The sequence below is a fragment of the Acidihalobacter aeolianus genome (genome assembly GCF_001753165.1).
Taxonomy (GTDB): Bacteria; Pseudomonadota; Gammaproteobacteria; order DSM-5130; family Acidihalobacteraceae; genus Acidihalobacter; species Acidihalobacter aeolianus.
The window spans coordinates 363,089-381,434 of the sequence record NZ_CP017448.1 but is presented as its reverse complement, the minus strand read 5'-3'; the positions used below and the strand labels follow the sequence as shown (position 1 = coordinate 381,434).

Sequence of the window (18,346 nt, the reverse complement as noted above, 5' to 3'; positions counted from 1 at the left end):
GGCTGCAGGTAGCACTTCACCCGACTGGAGACACGCCATGCCGATCTATGATTTCGCCTGCCGCGACTGCGGCACGAGCTTCGAATCCGTCTGCGCCTACGGTGCACCGAACCCCGGCTGCCCGGCCTGCGGCGCACCCACCGACCGCCTGCCGTCGGCCCCCGCCCTGCATGGCCGCATGGCCTGCGGTCGAGAAGAGGCCATGCGCAGCCTCAAGACCGGCACCACACACTGCCCGGCCTGTGCAGCTGGCCGTCCGCATAACCACAACCACTAAGGATGCGCAAGACCGTTTCAGCGCCTAGACTTTCTGCCTCGCCATACAAGCCGGTGAATGTCATGACCGCACATCGCCCGCCACCGCTCACCCCCACGGCCTTTCTGCAGACCTTTATCGCACAAAGCATCAATGTGGCTGGTCAGTTGTGCAGCCTCGAGGATCGCGACCGGCAACGCTATATCGAGCACCTCGGACTCGCTGCTGCAAGCTGTATGGAATCCGCCGGCCGCGTCTGTCAGTCGATCGATGCCGATGCACCACTGGATCAGGCACGCTATGCCAATCTTATTGTCGAAATCAAAAACCACATCGGTGGACAATTCCAGATCCTGGAGCACACACGGGGACATATCACCGTAGTGAACCACGTCTGTCCATTCGGCGAGGCCGTGAAACAGGCTCCCGAGTTGTGTCGCATGACCTCCAGCGTGTTTGGTGCCATCGGAGCGCGCAATTTCGGCTATGCCAAGGTCCATCTCAGCAAACGCATAGCCGTCGGCGATGGCTGCTGCGAAGCTCGGGTATACCTCGAATCCGCACTGGCGACCGACAAACCCGGCGATGAATACCACGCACACGATGGGGCCGTCAGCTCAGGCCTCTCAGGCAGCGAGGACCCTGAACTGCAGCGCCGGCTAGGAGATACCTGGTGTGCTGCACAGCACGCATCCGGGCGAAAACTGCCGGGTATGCGCATCGTGGCCGAATCGCGCGCCATGCGCGCGGCACTGGACGCCGCGCGCACGGTCGCGCCGACGGACGCCAGCGTGCTAATTACCGGAGAAACCGGTGTCGGCAAGGAGGTCGTCGCACGTACCATCCACGTGCTGAGCCCACGTCGCGACAACCCCTTCGTCACCCTCAACTGCGGCGCCATTCCGGAAGGGCTGGTGGAAAGCGAGCTGTTCGGCCACGAGCGCGGCGCCTTCACAGGCGCCTGCGACGTGCACCGCGGCTTTTTCGAGCGCGCCGATGGGGGCACGCTGTTCCTCGACGAAATCAACTCGCTGCCGTTGGCGGCACAGGTGAAATTGCTGCGCGTACTCCAGGAAGGCGCCTTCGAGCGCGTCGGTGGCGCACATACGCAATACGTGGATGTGCGCGTTGTGGCAGCCAGCAATCAGGACCCAGACGAGTTACTGCACGGAGGCCGGCTGAGACACGATCTCTACTACCGCCTGAATGTGGTACCGATCGACATCCCGCCCCTGCGTCGGCGCATCGACGATCTTTCCGCCCTGGCGCAAGCCATCCTGTCGCGGCTTGCGGAAAAATACGACCGCGGCGAAAAACTGCTCGGTCCAGATGCCTGGAGGCAGCTCTTGGCGCACGACTGGCCCGGCAATATTCGCGAACTGGAAAACCGCCTGGAACGCGCCTACCTGTTTACCGAAGGACGGCTGATCGATCGAATCGGTGAACTCGCCCTACCGGAGACCGACGAAAGCGGCGACGGAATACCCCTTCGCGAACTCAAGCGGGAAGCCGCGAATGCGGCGGAGTCACGAGCGATCCGCGACAGCCTGCGCCGCTACCGCGGCCGGGTCAGCGCCGTTGCGCGCGAACTCGGTGTCACACCGCGAGCGGTGCAGCAGAAACTCAAATCGCATGGCATCAAGCCAGCCGAATACCGGCAACCCGAAGACCAGCAACCACACAATCGAACCTGGTGATGAACGGAAATGGCGGACGAAGGTCAGCGCAATTAAGCAATGCACCATCATTCCACTGCGTTGATGTACGACCGCGCTAAGTGCATCACCGATACCTGCTCGTCATCGCATGTTTTTTGCAATTGCTCACACCGCAAGCAGGGGTGAGCAATTGCAAAACATCTCCCGCTCCCCCCTGCAACCGCCAATCATGAGCACGATGGTTGTCAGCACACCAGCGTTTCGGCAAATCCGACCTCATTATTCCTAACCGCCACAAGCTCGGATCACGCTGCCTGGATTCTTCTTGATGGAATCTTGATACGCCTGCCGGAAGTCTCTATGCCGTTTTGACACTCGCGTCCTTAGCATCCTGCCCATGTCTTCGCCAAGGAAGTCGACATGGATTTGATCTGCGGGACCTTACTGACAAGCCTGTTTTTACTCACATTGGGCCTGGTAAGGCTATGCGCCAGGCAAATGAGAGGTGACAGGGCCTTGAACGGGCAGATATGGGCGGCCGGCATTCTCTGCATCGGTCTGTTTGCCTATCTACTCGCCATGCTGCTTTACCCCGAGAAACTGACATGACAACGGGCAACTGGCAGTTGCTTGCAGTCTATCTGGTGTTGTTGACTGCGTTGGGCTGGATTCTTTCATATTGGATCGAGCCGGTAATGGCCGGCCGATTTTCATGGCTACGCCAAGTTGAATCTCCATTATTCCGCTTGATTGGGTTGCGTACTCAGGAGTCGCATGGCTGGTTGCATTACACAACCGGGCTTTTATTGTTCAATGTCCTTGGCGTATTTACGACCTATGGCATCTTGCGCCTGCAGAATGTCCTTCCGTTAAATCCCGCACACCTTCCTGCCGTACCTCCTGGACTGGCGTTCGACACCGCGGTCAGCTTCGTCACCAATACGAACTGGCAGAACTATGGTGGCGAAACCACCATGAGTTATCTCGCACAGATGAGCGCGCTTACTACGCAGAATTTCTTTTCTGCTGCTACCGGATTGGTGATAGCCATCTCACTGATCAGAGCCATGTCAGGAGAATCGGTGCGGCATTTGGGTAATGTGTGGATCGACCTTGCGCGTGCGGTGTTGTGGATTCTCATCCCCCTCTCACTGATTTTTTCTCTGGCGCTTGTCGGGCAGGGCGTGATTCAGAATTTATCCGGATATCGCCAGGTACATACACTCCAGTCGACCCAATTCTCCCCCAAGATCGGGGAGGTCGTCCATTCGGCGGCTGCCCCATCCAACCAGACCATTGCCATGGGCCCTGTGGCCTCCCAGGAAGCGATCAAGCTGCTGGGCACCAATGGGGGAGGCTTTTTCAACGTCAATTCTGCGCATCCATACGAAAACCCGACGGCACTCTCCAACTTCATGGAGATGCTCGCAATTCCGTTGATTTCCGTAGCCCTCGTATTCGCCTTCGGCCGCATGGTCGGAGACCGCCGGCAAGCCTGGGCTCTATACGGCGCGATGGTTGTCTTATTCCTGATATTCACCATTCCGACCATGCTCTTCGAGCAGCAGGGCAATCCTCTGTTGACCCAACTGCACGTCAATCAGCAAGCCTCGGCCTTGCAGAGCGGCGGCAACATGGAAGGCAAGGAGGTGCGTTTCGGCCCAGGCGCTTCGGCACTGTTCGACACGGCGGCAACTGCCACGTCTTGTGGTGCCGTCAACTCGATGCTTGACTCTTACACGCCGTTGGGAGGTGCCGGCCCACTGGCGCTGATGCAGTTGGGAGAGGTGGTATTCGGCGGGGTAGGCTCGGGGTTATACGGCATCTTGATCTACGCCCTGCTCGCCGTTTTCGTGGCCGGCCTGATGATCGGCCGATCGCCCGAATATCTCGGCAAAAAAATCGAAACCTTCGAGATCAAGATGGTATCCATCGCCATTCTGATCAGCCCTTTGCTGGCCCTTCTCGGCACAGCCCTCGCCGTACTCACGCATGCCGGGCGTAGCGCGCCCCTCAATCCAGGCGCTCACGGTTTTACCGAGATTCTCTATGCCCTGACCTCGGCAGCGAACAACAACGGCAGCGCGTTCGCCGGACTATCGGCCGATACCGTTTTCTACAACGTTCTATTAGGCATTGTCATGTGGTTCGGGCGTTTCGGCGTCATCGTGCCTGTACTGGCCATCGCTGGATCTCTCGCAGAAAAGCGACGCCTGCAATCCGGTGTCGGAACGCTACCCACCCATGGTCCGCTGTTCGCGGCTCTTCTGGTCGGATTCATCTTGATGGTCGGACTGCTGAATTTCGTCCCGGCGGACGCACTCGGACCTCTGGCCGAACAATTTTCCATCGCCTCCCGCTGAAACCATCATGAACAGGCAAATCCCCAGCCCCATGCGCTTCGAAGGCTCGTTGATCAGACTCGCGCTGCTCGACGCCCTGCGGAAACTCGACCCACGCACACAATGGCGCAACCCGGTCATGTTCGTGGTCTACGTCGGCAGTCTTTTCACGACGTTTCTCGCTATTGTCGACCACCGTCACGGTTTTACCGGAGCGGTGGCCGCATGGCTTTGGTTCACAGTCCTGTTCGCCAACTTCGCTGAAGCCGTGGCCGAAGGCCGGAGCAAGGCCCAGGCCTCAAGTCTGCGTCAACTCAAGCGCGACATCCTCGCCAAGCGCCTGCCTGCTGATTACCGCCCTGGCCGGAGCTCCTCTCCGGAAAGTCTGACGCATGAGGACATCTCCGCCGGCGAATTACGCAAAGGGGATTGTGTATTCGTAGACAGCGGTGACTTAATTCCGGCCGACGGGGAAGTCGTCGAAGGTATGGCCACGGTCGACGAAAGTGCCATTACCGGCGAATCGGCGCCCGTGGTGCGCGAATCCGGCGGCGATCTGTCGGCCGTGACCGGCGGCACCCGGGTACTGTCCGACTGGCTGGTAATCCGGGTCAGCGCAGACCCTGGAGAAACCTTCGTCGATCGCATGATCGCCATGGTCGAGGGGGCACAGCGCCAGAAAACGCCCAACGAACTCGCCCTCACCATCCTGCTGGTGGCATTGACGTTGATCTTCCTTGGCGTAGTCACCACCCTTCTGCCTTTCTCAATTTATGCGGTGGCCGTCACGCATGCCGGCCACCCTGTCCGCCTCGTGGTGCTGGTTGCGTTGCTGGTGTGCTTGATACCCACCACCATCGCAGGTCTATTGTCTGCGATCGGCGTCGCCGGCATGAGCCGCATGCTGCAAGCCAACGTGGTTGCCACATCCGGGCGCGCCGTCGAAGCCGCTGGAGATGTGGACGTCCTGTTGCTCGACAAGACCGGGACGATCACCCTGGGAAACCGACAGGCAACCGAGTTTATACCCGGGCCCGGCGTCACGGCCGACGAGCTTGCCACGGCAGCCTATCTGGCCTCGCTCGCAGACGAGACCCCGGAAGGGCGAAGCATCGTCCAACTGGCAGGAAACCTCACCCAATCGCGCCCTGGACCTCCGGGCGACTCAGACTTCGTTCCGTTTTCAGCGCTTACCCGGATGAGCGGGATCGATCTGTCCGACGGGCGCGTGATCCGTAAAGGCGCCGCAGATGCCATCGAACGCTTCCTTGGCGATGCAGGACCGCTGCCTTTGCCGTTGGTTCAAGCCATAGAAGGGATCGCGCGCCATGGCGGCACACCATTGGTCGTTGCCGAACATCGCCGTGCGCTAGGTGTGATCTATCTCAGGGACGTGGTCAAACCGGGTATCCAGGAGCGCTTTGCCGAACTGCGCCGCATGGGCATTCATACGGTCATGGTCACTGGAGACAATCACCTGACCGCAGCTGCGATCGCCGCCGAAGCAGGAGTGGACGATTTCCTGGCGGAAGCCACGCCCGAGACCAAGCTCAAACTCATACGCGAACACCAGGCCCGCGGGCATCTTGTTGCCATGACCGGTGACGGCACCAACGATGCGCCAGCACTCGCGCAGGCGGACGTCGCGGTAGCGATGAATAGCGGCACCCAGGCCGCCAAGGAGGCAAGCAATCTCGTGGATCTGGATAGCGACCCGACCAAGCTGATCCAGATCGTGGAAACGGGAAAACGCATGCTGATGACACGGGGAGCACTCACCACATTCAGCATTGCCAACGATATAGCCAAGTATTTCGCCATCGTACCGGCCGCCTTCATCGGCACCTACCCGCAACTGGGGGTGCTCAACATCATGCGTCTATCGAGCCCGACATCTGCGATCCTCAGCGCAGTCATCTTCAATGCCCTGATCATTGTCGCCCTGATTCCGCTGGCTCTGTGCGGAGTGGCCTATCGCCCTGTCGGCGCAGCGTCCCTGCTAAGGCGCAACCTCCTGGTCTACGGGCTCGGGGGCATGCTCGTACCTTTCATCGGCATCAAACTCATCGACCTGCTGCTCGTAAGCCTGGGTCTTGGCTGAATCCGCTGGAGAAACTTCGTGTCGACTGCACCAGAAATCGCTGATGAATCGCACACCCGCCTGCCGTTGCTGCGGCCGCTCCTCAGTACTTTCATTGCACTGTTCGTTCTCACGGCAGCCGCCTATCCGGCTCTGGTCACCGCCCTGGCCCAGACGCTGTTCCCACGGCGAGCCAATGGCAGCTTGGTCGAACGGCACGGACACATCGTCGGTTCATGGTTGATTGGACAGTCATTTACGGCCCCCGGCTTTTTCTGGAGCCGCCCTTCGGCGACCACGCCCACTCCCTATAATGCTGCCAATTCCAGCGCATCAAATCTCGGCCCCAGCAATCCGGCCTTGCTGGCAGCAGTCCGCCGGCGAGTCGGGAAATTGCGCGCGGCCGACCCGAACGAGCGGCACACGCCGATCCCGGTGGATCTCGTGACCTCGTCGGCCAGCGGGCTCGATCCCGATATCAGTATTGCCGCAGCCTATTATCAGGCAGGCCGTGTGGCACAGGCCCGCCACCTCCCGCTCAGCCTGGTGCACGCACTGATCGCGCGCGAGGCGCACCATCCCAGCTGGGGATTTCTCGGCACACCGCATGTCAATGTATTGAGACTCAACCTTGCGCTCATCGCCGCCAGCCAGCGCCCTGCGCATGCCACGACCCAATCGACCGATCGACAGGCAAACAGACATGGACGAACAACGCCCCGACCCCGAGCAGCTTCTGCGGCAAATTGACGCCGACGAGGCCCAATCGAAACGCGGGCGGCTGAAGATCTTTTTCGGGGCATGTGCTGGTGTGGGCAAAACCTACGCCATGCTTGCGGCAGCCAAAAATCTATCTAAAGAGGGCATTGCGCCCCTGATCGGGATTATCGAAACCCACGGCCGCACGGAAACCGAGGCGCTGACTCGCGGACTACGTCGGCTGCCGTTACGCGAGTTCAAACACCGTGGCCGCGTGTTGCGGGAGCTCGATCTGGATGAAGCCCTTGCCTTTGCCGTGGCGGACCCTCGCACGCTGTTGCTCGTCGACGAACTGGCACACAGCAATGCGCCAGGCTCACGCCATCCAAAGCGCTGGCAGGACGTCGTCGAACTGCTCGACGCCGGTATCGATGTATGGACCACCATGAACGTGCAGCACCTCGAGCATCTGAACGATATCGTCAGCGGCATCACCGGGATTCGCATATGGGAAACGGTACCCGACCATCTGTTCGATGCTGCAGAGGAAGTGGTGGTGATCGACCTGCCGCCGGACGAACTCATCGAACGCCTGAATCTGGGAAAAATCTACTTGCCCAAACAGGCAGAGGTCGCCGCGCGCAATTTCTTCCGCAAGGGCAATTTGCTAGCACTGCGCGAACTCGCCTTACGGCGCGCAGCAGACCGTATCGACAACGAAATGCTGGCCTATCGTCGCCACAATACGATTTCCCGTATCTGGCCCAACCGTGAGTCCCTGCTCGTCTGCATCGGCGATCATGACGGGGACGGACAGATCGTGCGCAGCAGTGCACGTCTCGCTGCCAAACTGGGTGTGGGTTGGCACGTCGTACACGTGGAAACTCCACGCTCTACACGCATCAGCGACGCCAACCAGGAGCCAATACGCGCGGCTTTGCGGCTCGCGGATGAACTGGGCGCGAAAACCACAAGCCTGACCGCGCAAAGGGTTGCGCCGGCCCTGGTGCGATATGCCCACGAAAACAACCTCTCACGCTTAGTCCTAGGACGACGGCCCAGGCGCTGGCTGCGCCTGCGCGCCCTGGCCGACGAACTTGCTGCAGAAGGCGGTGACCTCGATATCTTGCAAATTGCTCATACCGGACCGAAGAGGCCTCAAGCAAAGCAGCAGCAACGGACGTTTCTCCCGATCATAGGACCCGCACGCGGATACTGGGTTGCCCTTGCTGCCTGCGGCGGGGTCACGCTCGCCACCCACCCGCTAGCCGCAACCCTCAAGCCCACGAATATCGTGATGATATTCCTCCTGGCCGTGGTTGTTGTCGCCCTTCGTCATGGCCGCGGCCCCGCCCTGCTGGCCGCCGTCAGCGGGGTAGCATCCTTCGATTTTTTCTTCGTCCCTCCCTATTACACCTTTGCAGTCGCCGATACCCGTTATTACGTCGCCACTTTCTTGGTCATGCTGATAGTAGCCTTGGTCATCGGCCAGCTTACCGCCGGGCTGAAGTTGCAGGCAGAGACGTCTCGCGCGAGCGAACGACGCATGCAGTCGCTGTATGAAATGTCCCGCGCCCTGTCAGCCGCATTGCTCCCGGAACAGGTTGCCGAAATCAGCGCCCGTTTCATTACCGCGGAATTCGGTGCGAAAAGCGCCCTGCTCACAGCCGACGACCAGGGACACCTGGGTGTCCTGGAGGGCGCCACGGCACATGTCGACATGGCCGTGGCGCAGTGGTCGTTCGAACACGCCCAGCCTGCCGGGAAAGGAACGGGCACGCTCTACACCAGCCCCTGTCTGGTATTGCCGCTCAAGGCAACGATGCGTCTGCGGGGTGCTCTTGTCATCGAATCTGCCGAACTGCGACCCTTCGATCCCGAGCAACGCAGGGTACTTGACACCTGCGCCTCCCTGCTCGCCATTTCCATCGAACGCATCCACTATATTGACGTCGCACGCAACGCCACCGTGCAGATGGAATCCGAACGCACACGGAACTCGCTGCTTTCTGCCATCTCGCACGAGCTGCGTACCCCCCTGTCCGCTATGATCGGACTGGCCGAAGCACTCGAATGGGCCGACCCAGAGGATCGTATGCGACAGCGCGAGCTGGCACGCGCCATCAGCGACTCGGCGCGGCGCATGAACACGATGGCAAACAACCTTCTGGATCTCGCCAGACTCGAATCCGGCGTCGTGCGTCTGAACCTGCAATGGCAGCCCCTGGAGGAGACTATTGGCAGCGCCGTCAGCGCCTGCCGCTCATTGCTTGGCGAACGCCGCATCGACATCTCCTTGCCCGCAGATTTGCCCTTGTTACCGTTCGACGCGGTCCTGATCGAGCGAGTGATCGTAAATTTGCTCGAAAATGCCGCCAAATACACACCTGAAGGCACACAGATAGACATCAGTGCCGGGAAAGGGGACACGGTGGTGACACTCAGCGTGTGCGATCACGGGCCAGGGCTACCGCCTGGGCGCGAGCACCTGATATTCGAAAAATTCGAGCGCGGCCGTCCAGACGGCTCGCCTCCCGGGGTAGGGCTTGGACTGGCATTTTGCCGTGCGGTCATGCATACCCACGGTGGGGTTATTCAGGCACGCGACCGCAAGGGTGGCGGTACATGCTTTGAACTCGAATTTCCAAGACAAGCACCGCCGCCCGGTTCACGTTCCACAGGATCGAGGGAGGTGGAGGATGTCTGAGATGCTACCGACCGGCACCCTGAAGCAACGCATCCTCATCGTCGAGGATGAACCCGAGATTCGAAGATTCCTCTGTCTGGCACTGGAACGCGAGGGCTATGCCGTACACGAGGCCGACGACCTGCGCAGCGGGCTTAGTGCCGCGGGCACTCGCAGACCCGATCTCATCATGCTCGATCTCGGATTGCCTGATGGTGATGGCGTTGATTTCATTCGCGATCTACGCGCCTGGTCGGGTATCCCGGTTCTCGTGCTTTCAGCGCGGGATCAGGAAATGGAAAAAATCCGTGCGCTCGATGCCGGGGCTGACGATTATCTCAGCAAGCCCTTCGGTACCGGCGAACTATTGGCGCGGGCACGCGCCCAGCTGAGACGCCACGCACAGGCCGGGAACGAGCCACTGATCCGCTTCGGTCAGGTTGTCGTGGATCTGATCCATCGTCGCGTCGAACGCGATGGGGAATCCATTCATCTCACGCCGCTCGAATATCGCCTGCTTGCAAGCCTCGTCACTCAGCCGGATCGTGTCCTCACTCACCGAAACCTGCTGACTGCAGTCTGGGGCCCGGGTCATTCGGAAGACCAGCACTACGTACGCGTACACATGGCGAATCTGCGCAAGAAACTCGAGTCCGAGCCGGCATTTCCACGCTATCTGGTGACTGAAACCGGCGTGGGTTACCGCTTCGTCACCGACCGTTAGAGTGCCACCTAGGACGGTCGCGGCTAATGCGGCTGTGCGCCCGCGAAGCGCTTGTCGAGGTAGGCGATGATGTCCGTGGATTCGTACATCCAGCGCACGCTTCCGTCGCCTTCCTCGATGCGCAGGCAGGGCACCTTGACCTCGCCGCCGCCGGCCTGAAGTTCGGCGCGGCTGGCCGGGTCGTGCTGGACATCGCGCAGAGCGATATCGAGCGACAGCCGCTTCATCGCGCGCCGCGTCTTGATGCAGAACGGGCACGACTGGAAGTGATAGAGCCGGAGCGCACGGGTCTCGGCGTCGACCTTCGCCTGTTCCTCGGCCGGACGCTCGATGCCCTTGGGCGTGGTCACCCGGTCGGCGGCAATCATGATCGGCGTCGCAACCAGGCGCACGGTACGGAAAAAGAGTCGGATCAGCGGTCTCATCGGGGCACGATTCTGAACGGGTGGACGCCGGATTCTACCGACCCGGCGTCCCGAGTTCACCTATCGCGACACTCAATGCTCCACACGCCGCAGCAGACGAAAATAACCGAAGCGCTGGATCATTCCGCCCGGCGTGCGATGCGACTCCTCGCGCGACTCGATCAGGTCAAAAACGCTTCCGAACTGTTCGAGTATCCGCTTTGCATCATATTGCACGATCTCCAGGCCACTACAGTGATCGGGCCCACCGATGGCGAAGGCCGCCACGATGAAGTGCCCACCCGGGCGTAGCGTGCGGATAAGCACATCCCGGTAGCGCAGGCGATCTTCGGCACTGGTTAGAAAATGGAACACGGCGCGGTCATGCCAAATATCGAAGGCATGCGGAGCCGTGAATTCCGTCGCATCGCTCTCATACCATTCAACCTCCGTGGCATGTACACCGAGGCGGCTGCGGGCATGTTCCAGTGCCGTGCCGGCGATGTCGAGCACCGCAACTTGGCTATAGCCGGACACGAGCAGGCGGTCGACCAGCACCGAGGCGCCGCCGCCCACGTCGATGATGCTTGCATCCGGCGTGCAACCCGTCGCCTCGATCAGGGCGAGCGACTGAGTTGGCTCGGCCTGGTACCAACTCACTTCCAGCGGAGACTTGTTGCGGTAGACCTGCTCCCAATGTGATTTTCTGTCCATATTTCCATACCCCCCTCAGGGTGTTTCCTGGATTATGCGACCGTCAGGCCGATGCGTCACGCACCATCATGGGGCGCGGCCTCGCCGGCCGCACTCCCGGCACGCAACACACGACACATGACCGAACCAGGCCAGCAGCACCGCAGGATGTGCAACACCCTAGAAAATCGTGTTTTTTCGGTTCTCGAACAGGCATCGCATGCCCCCTGGCACCATTCATGCTTGCCTTGCAGACAAGAGACAACACGCACCGGAGATACCGCCGCAAGCTGACGCAACGGCCCAATACCAATCAAGGCGACTAGGGTTCCGCCCGCACAAACCCGGGGTCTGGACCGAGAGTCGCCGGCCTCGGATGCGGGGCTACACGGCGGGATAAAAGCCCGGGAGAGCGAATACGCACGTATTCCTCCCCGGGCTTTTTTTTCGCGCGGGCAAAAACGCCCGACACCAGCGGTTCACCTCAACATGGAGCTGAAACCATGAAACGCAGCAAGAAAATGATCGCCACCCTGATGCTGGCCCTGCTCGCGCCGGTGATGTTCATGTCCACCGCGCGCGCCGAGATCACTCTCGGCATCAGCGACTGGCCAGGCTGGGTGGCCTGGTACATCGCCAAGGAGAAGGGTTACTTCAAAAAGTACGGGGCGCACGTGAAGCTGGTGTGGTTCCCGAACTACATCGACTCGGTCAACGCCCTGTCGGCCGGCCAGCTCGACGCCAACAGCCAGGCCCTGATCGATACCCTGGCCCCGCTGGAGAAGGGCGTGCCGATCAAAGTCGTCCTGGTCACCGATAACTCGGCGGGCAACGACGCGCTGATGGTGAACAACTCGATCAAGACCTTTGCCGACCTCAAGGGCAAGACGCTGGGCCTGGAGCAGTATTCGATCGAGAACTATCTCGACGATTACGCGATGAAGATGCACGGCCTCAAGCCGAGCGACGTGAAGATCGTCAACATGAGCACCGGTGACGCCGCCGCCGCGCTGATCTCCGGCCGCATCGACGCCGCCGGCGTGTGGAATCCCTGGATCAACCGTATCGAAAACAGCCACAAGGGTCATGCGCTGTTCACCAGCAAGGACGCACCCGGCCTGATCCCTGACATCGTCGCCGCACGCGACGCCTCACTGAAGAAGCATGCCAAGGACTTCGAGGGTCTGGCCAAGGCCTGGTTCGCGGTGGTCCGCTTCGTGCACGCCCATCCCGAGGCCGCGGCGAAGATCATGGCGCCCCACGTGGGTCTGAACCCCAAGGAGTACGCCCTGTCGCTGGCGGGAACGCGCCTGTTCGGCGCCAAGCTGAACCGCGAGGCGATGAAGCCGGGAACCTCCTCGGTGTCGCTGTACAACAGCACGGCGGATACCGGGAAGTTCCTGATCGAGTCGAAGGCGATCACCAAGACGCCCGACCCGGCGATGTTCATCGACCCGAAGTTCGTCGACATGGCAGCGAAGTGAGCTGATACCCCCGCGCGGCCCGGCAACCCAACTCAAGAGCGAGGTGCGAGATGAGCGCAATACGTGAGACCTCCCTGAATCCGGCGACCGAAACCCTGGACCCCGCACTCCCTGCGGCGGGCCAGGGCGGAGGTGCCGGCCGGGCCGCGCGTCGGGGCGTTTTATGGGCCGTGCGCGGCACGCTGCCGCGCTGGCAATACGTCTCCATCGCCCTGTTCAGCTTCGTGCTGATGCTGGGCAGCTGGTGGGGACTGTCCGACAGCGGCCTGGTGCCGCAACTATTCCTGCCCTCGCCGCCGGAGGTGCTTTCCCGCCTGCAGGCCTGGTATGCGCAGGGCAATCTGATCGCCGACACCGAGATCAGCATCTACCGCGTCACCGCCGGCTTCGTGCTCTCCGCGGTGATGGCGATTCCGCTCGGCCTGTACATCGGCAGCTACCGGCCGGTGCAGGCCTTCTTCGAGCCCATGGTCGAGTTTGCCCGCTACCTGCCGGCGGTGGCCTTCGTGCCGCTGGTGCTGCTGTGGGTGGGCATCGGCGAGGGCGCCAAGATCAGCATCATCTGGATCGGCACCTTCTTCCAGATGGTGCTGATGATTTCCGAGAACGTGCGCCACGTGCCGACCGCGCAGATCGAGGCCGCACAGACGATGGGCGCCAGCCGCTCGGAGATCGTCACCCGAGTGATCTTCCGCTCCGCGATGCCGGACATCGTCGACACCCTGCGCGTCACCCTCGGCTGGGCCTGGACCTACCTGGTCGTGGCCGAAATGGTGGCCGCCAACTCGGGGCTCGGCTACGCCATCCTGCAGGCACAGCGCTTCCTGCAGACCGGCAAGATCTTCGGCGGCATCCTGCTGATCGGCACCATCGGCCTGATCATGGATCAGCTGTTCCGCTTCCTGCACCGCCGGGCCTTCCCCTGGCTGCACCGCGCCTGAGGAGACCGGCATGAATCCCGCCAGCGAACCCAAGATCGCCGTCCGCGGCCTCGGCAAGCATTTCTACACCAAGGGCCGCGAGTTTCACGCCCTCGACAATATCGATCTCGAGGTGCGCCCCAACGAATTCCTCGCCCTGGTCGGCGCCTCCGGCTGCGGCAAATCGACCCTGCTGCGCATCATCGGCGGGCTGGAAACCCTTACCGAGGGCGAGATCCTGGTCGACGGCCGCACCGTGCGCGGCCCCGGCAAGGACCGCGTGATGGTGTTCCAGGACTACAGCCTCTACCCCTGGCTGACGGTGATCGAGAACATCCGCTTCTGCCGCCAGCTGAATTCACACGCACGTGGCGCGTCCACGGCCGAGGCCGCCTCGGCCGTGGACCGCTCCTATGCGCTGCTGTCCCTGATGGGTCTGGAAAAGGTCAAGGACAGCTACCCCAACGCCCTCTCCGGCGGCATGCGCCAGCGCGTGGCCATCGCCCGCGCGCTCATGTCGCGCCCCGAGGTGCTGCTGATGGACGAGCCCTTCGGGGCGCTGGACGCGCAGACCCGCGAGGTGATGCACGACCTCATCCTGCACGTCTTCGAACTGGAAAAGACCACCATCGTGTTCGTCACCCACGACGTCGACGAAGCGGTGTATCTCGCCGACCGCGTGGTGGTACTCGCCCCCAATCCCGGGCATGTCGATTCGATTCACGACATCGACCTGCCGCCCCCGCTGGAACGCGATCAGGACCTCAAGCTGGCGCCGGATTTCCTCGCGCAGAAGAAGACCATCCTCGACCGCATCCGGCAGACCACCGGCGTACAGCGCGACCTGGAAATGCTCGAACGCATGACCCGGCACCTGCGTGACACCGCCTCCACGAACCAAGGAGACTGAGCATGTTCGTCAAAAAACCCCGTCAACCTGGGTTCGCCCGCCCGGCCACCGGCCACCGTCATCACCCGTCGTTCGACCGCTCCGGTCTGCAGGGCTGGAAGATGGCGCACCACGAGAAGGATATTCCGGACGTCGCCTGGCAGGCCGAGCAGGAACGCTGCCTGCGCCTGGGCCTGCCCGGTGCGGAGAGCATCGAGGACAAGAGCATCCCGACCTTCGCGCGCGGCGAACTGCCCCACTTCGCCGGCATCAACACCTTCATGAAGGCGCCCTACGTCGAGGACGTGCGCGACGTCGGCAAGTACGACGCCGCGATCATCGGCGCGCCCTTCGACGGCGGCACCACCTACCGCCCCGGCGCGCGCTTCGGACCGCAGGGCATCCGCCGCATTTCCGCGCTGTACACGCCGTACAACTACGAGATCGGCGTGGATCTGCGCGAGCAGATGAAGCTGTGCGACGCCGGCGATATCTTCACCATCCCCGCCAACATCGAAAAGACCTTCGACCAGATCAGCAACGCCGTCGGCCACGTGTTCGCCAGCGGCGCCCTGCCGATCATCCTCGGCGGCGACCACTCGATCGGCTTCGCCACCGTGCGCGGCATCGCGCGGCAGACCGACAAGCGCATCGGCATCATCCACTTCGACCGTCACGCCGACATCCAGGAAAAGGATCTCGACGAGCGCATGCACACCACACCGTGGTTCCACGCCACCAACCTGCCCAACGTGCCGGCCACCAATCTGGTGCAGATCGGCATCGGCGGCTGGCAGGTTCCGCGCGAGGCGGTCAAGGAAGCGCGCAATCGCGAGACCACCATCATCACCATGCACGACGTCGAGCGCCTCGGCCTCGACAAGGTCGCCGAGATCGCCCTGGAATACGCCTGGAAGGACGCCGACGCGGTCTACCTGAGCTTCGACATCGACAGCGTGGACGCCGGCTTCGTGCCCGGCACCGGCTGGCCCGAGCCGGGCGGCTTCCTGCCGCGCGAAATCCTCTACCTGCTCGGCGCGGTGGCCAAGGAAGGCATCTGCGGCATGGAGGTGGTCGAGGTCTCGCCGCCCTACGACATCTCCGACATCACCTCGCTGATGGCCACCCGCGCGATCGTCGACGTGCTCGGTACGCTGGTCGCGCACGGCAAGATGGGCGCCCATCGCCACATCATCCGCGGCTGGGGCGAATAGCCGCCCGCCGGATGCGGCATAGCCCGGCCCGACCGCCTGCACACGCGCGGTCGGGCCGTCGCGTGCACCGACACTAAGGAGTCCTGCATGTCCGTCACCACGATCACGCGCCGGACACGACCCTCCTGGGTCATCGCCACCGTCCTGGTCGCCCTCAACCTGCTCGCCTGGGGCCTGCTCGCCGGTCTCGGCCGCGCCGATGCGGCGCTGCTCGGCATCGGCGCGCTGGCCTTCGGCTTCGGTCTGCGCCACGCCTTCGACGCCGACCACATCGCCGCCATCGACAACGTCACCCGCAAGCTGCGCCAGGACGGCCAGCGGCCGCTCGGCGTCGGCCTGTTCTTCTCGCTCGGCCATTCCACCGTGGTCTTCGGCCTGACTGCGGCGCTGGTGCTCGCGGTGCGCGCCACCCAGGCGCAGCTGCCCATGCTGCAGCACTGGGGCGGGCTGGTCAGCACCTTGGTCTCGGCCGGCTTCCTCACCCTGATCGGGCTGGTCAACCTGTTCGCCTTCTCGCGCCTGTGGCGCGCCTTCCGCGCCTGCCGCCGCTGGGGCGAGCCGGTGCCGTCCGACGCCGAGCTCGAATCGCTGCTGCAGCGTCGCGGGCTGTTCGCGCGCCTGTTGCGCGGCGTCTACCGGCGCATCGACCGCAGCTGGAAGATGTACCCCGTCGGCCTGCTGTTCGGCCTCGGCTTCGACACCGCGAGCGAAATCGCCATCCTCGGCATCTCCGCCGCCGCGGCGCAGAACGGCCATCTGCCGCTGTGGGGCGTGATGGTGTTCCCGCTGCTGTTCACCGCGGCGATGAGCCTGATGGACACGCTGGACGGCATCGTCATGCTGCGCGCCTACGACTGGGCGCTGGCCGACGCCGAGCGCAAGCTCTACTTCAACACCGCGCTGACCGGCCTGTCGGTGCTGCTGGCGCTGGCCATCGGGATGATCGAATGGCTGCAGCTGCTCGCCCCCGCGCTCGGTCTGCGGCACGGCCTGTGGGCCTCGCTGGAGACGCTGGACTTCAGCCAGATCGGGGTCGCCGTGACCGTGATCATGCTGTCCGGCTGGGCGCTGGCCTTCGCCTACTACCGCCGCGCGCTGACGCCGGCAAGGACGTGACGTGAACCCGGCCACGCGCGAACTGCTCCTGGCCAACGGCGTGGGCGTTGCGATCCACCCCATGCCCGGACGGACCGGCGCCGCCGCGGCCATCGCCTGGCGCGCCGGCTCGCGCGCCGAACGGGCGGGCGAATCGGGCTTCGCGCACCTCGCCGAGCATCTGCTGTTTCCGGACGATCCGCACGACCTCGCCGCCTTCGACGCCACGGGCGGGCAGCTCAATGCCTGGAGCGGTCGCGAACACAGCCTGTTCCACCTGAACGTGCCGGTCGCAGAGCTGCCCGATGCCCTGGCCCGGCTCGCCGCCCGTCTCGCGCGCGGGGCCGATCTCGTCACCGCCGGCGGCTTCGCGCGCGAACGCGAGGCCATCCGCCACGAGGGCCTTGCCGAGGGCGGATCGGCGCTGGAACTCGCCCTCGCGCGCTGCCTCGGCATCGCCGCCCCTGCGCCGGTCGATGCCCTGTCCGCCGACGCCACCCCCACCTGCCTGCAGCGTTTTCTCGCCCGCGAACTGCGCGGCCCGGCGCTGCGCGTGGGCGTCGCCGGCGACGTGGACCCCGGCGCAGTCGCCGCTGCCTGTGCACCGCTCGCCCGCCTGCCTGCGGACGCCTCCGCCACCCCGGGGCACGCCTGGCACTGGCACGGCGGCGTGCACGAATACCTGACCGACGGCGGTCCGCCCGGCCTGCTGTGGCTGCTGCCCGCCCCGCTGGCCGGAAGCGCCGCCGCCGGGGCGCTGCGCCTCGCCGAGCGTGCGCTGTGCGGCGGGCTCGCCGCCCCGCTGTTCCGCGAGCTGCGCGCGCGAGGCCTCGCCTACGGCGTGCATTCCTCCATCGAGACCTGGAGCGACGGCGGCTACTGGGCGCTGCAGGTGGTCTGCCCGCCGGGCATGACCGCGGCGGTGGCCGCGCTGGTGGAGGCGACGCTGGAGCGTGCGGCGGCGCTCGGGCTCGCGGGCGACCGCTTCGCCGCCGCCAGGGCCGCCCTTTCCGGCGAGGCGCAGCTGGTGCGGGACGACCCCGCCGCGCTGGCGGAACGCCTGGCGCTCGGCACGGCCGCCGAGGATACGTTCACGGACGACCCTGCGGCGGTACGCGTGGCGCTGGGCAATGCCTGGGCACGGCACGCCCGCTTCGTCACCGGTAAAACGCCCCAACCGACGCTGCGCGCGCTGCCCTGAA

The 18,346-nt window shown here is 63.3% G+C and carries 16 protein-coding genes and 1 riboswitch; of the genes, 14 read left to right on the top strand and 2 right to left on the bottom strand.

Features of this window, described 5'->3' with window-relative positions; genetic code table 11:
• Positions 1-37 precede the first annotated feature (37 nt).
• The 8 genes from BJI67_RS01790 to kdpE all read left to right on the top strand — a co-directional run bounded on the left by BJI67_RS01790 (position 38) and on the right by kdpE (position 10,445).
• Positions 38-277: an FmdB family zinc ribbon protein gene (locus BJI67_RS01790; RefSeq protein WP_070071573.1), complete on the top strand. Its 240-nt coding sequence runs from the start codon at positions 38-40 to the stop codon at positions 275-277.
• Between the two features lie 62 nt (positions 278-339).
• On the top strand, positions 340-1,953 hold the full coding sequence (locus BJI67_RS01785) for a sigma 54-interacting transcriptional regulator (RefSeq protein ID WP_070071572.1): 1,614 nt from the start codon (positions 340-342) through the stop codon (positions 1,951-1,953).
• A 477-nt stretch (positions 1,954-2,430) separates the two neighbouring features.
• Entirely contained in the window at positions 2,431-2,523 is a 93-nt protein-coding gene (locus BJI67_RS17210) for a potassium-transporting ATPase subunit F (protein WP_156781987.1), read from the top strand.
• The gene (gene kdpA / locus BJI67_RS01775; protein WP_070071570.1) at positions 2,520-4,277 is read left to right on the top strand and encodes a potassium-transporting ATPase subunit KdpA; all 1,758 of its coding nucleotides are present in this window, start codon (positions 2,520-2,522) and stop codon (positions 4,275-4,277) included. The genes BJI67_RS17210 and kdpA overlap by 4 nt, the downstream gene beginning before the upstream one ends.
• 7 nt (positions 4,278-4,284) lie before the next feature.
• Positions 4,285-6,357: a potassium-transporting ATPase subunit KdpB gene (gene kdpB, locus BJI67_RS01770; RefSeq protein WP_070071569.1), complete on the top strand. Its 2,073-nt coding sequence runs from the start codon at positions 4,285-4,287 to the stop codon at positions 6,355-6,357.
• 18 nt (positions 6,358-6,375) lie between these two features.
• Positions 6,376-7,086, top strand: a complete 711-nt coding sequence (gene kdpC, locus BJI67_RS01765) for a potassium-transporting ATPase subunit KdpC (protein ID WP_070071568.1) — start codon at positions 6,376-6,378, stop codon at positions 7,084-7,086.
• Positions 7,040-9,742, top strand: coding sequence for a DUF4118 domain-containing protein (locus tag BJI67_RS01760; protein WP_070071567.1), 2,703 nt, complete (start codon positions 7,040-7,042; stop codon positions 9,740-9,742). Before kdpC ends, BJI67_RS01760 begins: the two co-directional genes overlap by 47 nt.
• The gene (gene kdpE / locus BJI67_RS01755; RefSeq protein ID WP_083250540.1) at positions 9,735-10,445 is read left to right on the top strand and encodes a two-component system response regulator KdpE; all 711 of its coding nucleotides are present in this window, start codon (positions 9,735-9,737) and stop codon (positions 10,443-10,445) included. The genes BJI67_RS01760 and kdpE overlap by 8 nt, the downstream gene beginning before the upstream one ends.
• A gap of 23 nt (positions 10,446-10,468) precedes the next feature.
• On the opposite strand, the gene BJI67_RS01750 is transcribed toward kdpE, so the two are convergent.
• Positions 10,469-10,870 (bottom strand): glutaredoxin family protein, encoded by a 402-nt coding sequence (locus tag BJI67_RS01750; RefSeq protein WP_070071565.1) that lies wholly within the window; start codon positions 10,868-10,870, stop codon positions 10,469-10,471.
• Positions 10,871-10,942: 72 nt separating this feature from the next.
• A complete protein-coding gene (locus BJI67_RS01745; RefSeq protein WP_070071564.1) occupies positions 10,943-11,563 on the bottom strand; it encodes a class I SAM-dependent methyltransferase in 621 nt (206 codons plus the stop codon).
• A 290-nt stretch (positions 11,564-11,853) separates the two neighbouring features.
• A riboswitch (guanidine-I (ykkC/yxkD leader) is annotated at positions 11,854-11,955 on the top strand.
• Between the two features lie 90 nt (positions 11,956-12,045).
• Between BJI67_RS01745 and BJI67_RS01740 the strand changes: the two genes are divergently transcribed.
• From BJI67_RS01740 to BJI67_RS01715, 6 genes are all read left to right on the top strand, one after another.
• Positions 12,046-13,026, top strand: coding sequence for an ABC transporter substrate-binding protein (locus BJI67_RS01740; protein WP_070071563.1), 981 nt, complete (start codon positions 12,046-12,048; stop codon positions 13,024-13,026).
• 50 nt (positions 13,027-13,076) lie between these two features.
• Complete coding sequence (locus BJI67_RS01735; protein WP_083250539.1) at positions 13,077-13,967, top strand: ABC transporter permease; 891 nt, start codon at positions 13,077-13,079, stop codon at positions 13,965-13,967.
• A 10-nt stretch (positions 13,968-13,977) separates the two neighbouring features.
• Positions 13,978-14,856: an ABC transporter ATP-binding protein gene (locus tag BJI67_RS01730; RefSeq protein ID WP_070071562.1), complete on the top strand. Its 879-nt coding sequence runs from the start codon at positions 13,978-13,980 to the stop codon at positions 14,854-14,856.
• 2 nt (positions 14,857-14,858) lie between these two features.
• Positions 14,859-16,049, top strand: coding sequence for an agmatinase family protein (locus BJI67_RS01725; protein WP_145930754.1), 1,191 nt, complete (start codon positions 14,859-14,861; stop codon positions 16,047-16,049).
• 87 nt (positions 16,050-16,136) lie between these two features.
• Positions 16,137-17,165: a HoxN/HupN/NixA family nickel/cobalt transporter gene (locus BJI67_RS01720; RefSeq protein WP_070071561.1), complete on the top strand. Its 1,029-nt coding sequence runs from the start codon at positions 16,137-16,139 to the stop codon at positions 17,163-17,165.
• A 1-nt stretch (position 17,166) separates the two neighbouring features.
• A complete protein-coding gene (locus tag BJI67_RS01715; protein ID WP_070071560.1) occupies positions 17,167-18,345 on the top strand; it encodes a M16 family metallopeptidase in 1,179 nt (392 codons plus the stop codon).
• Position 18,346 lies beyond the last annotated feature (1 nt).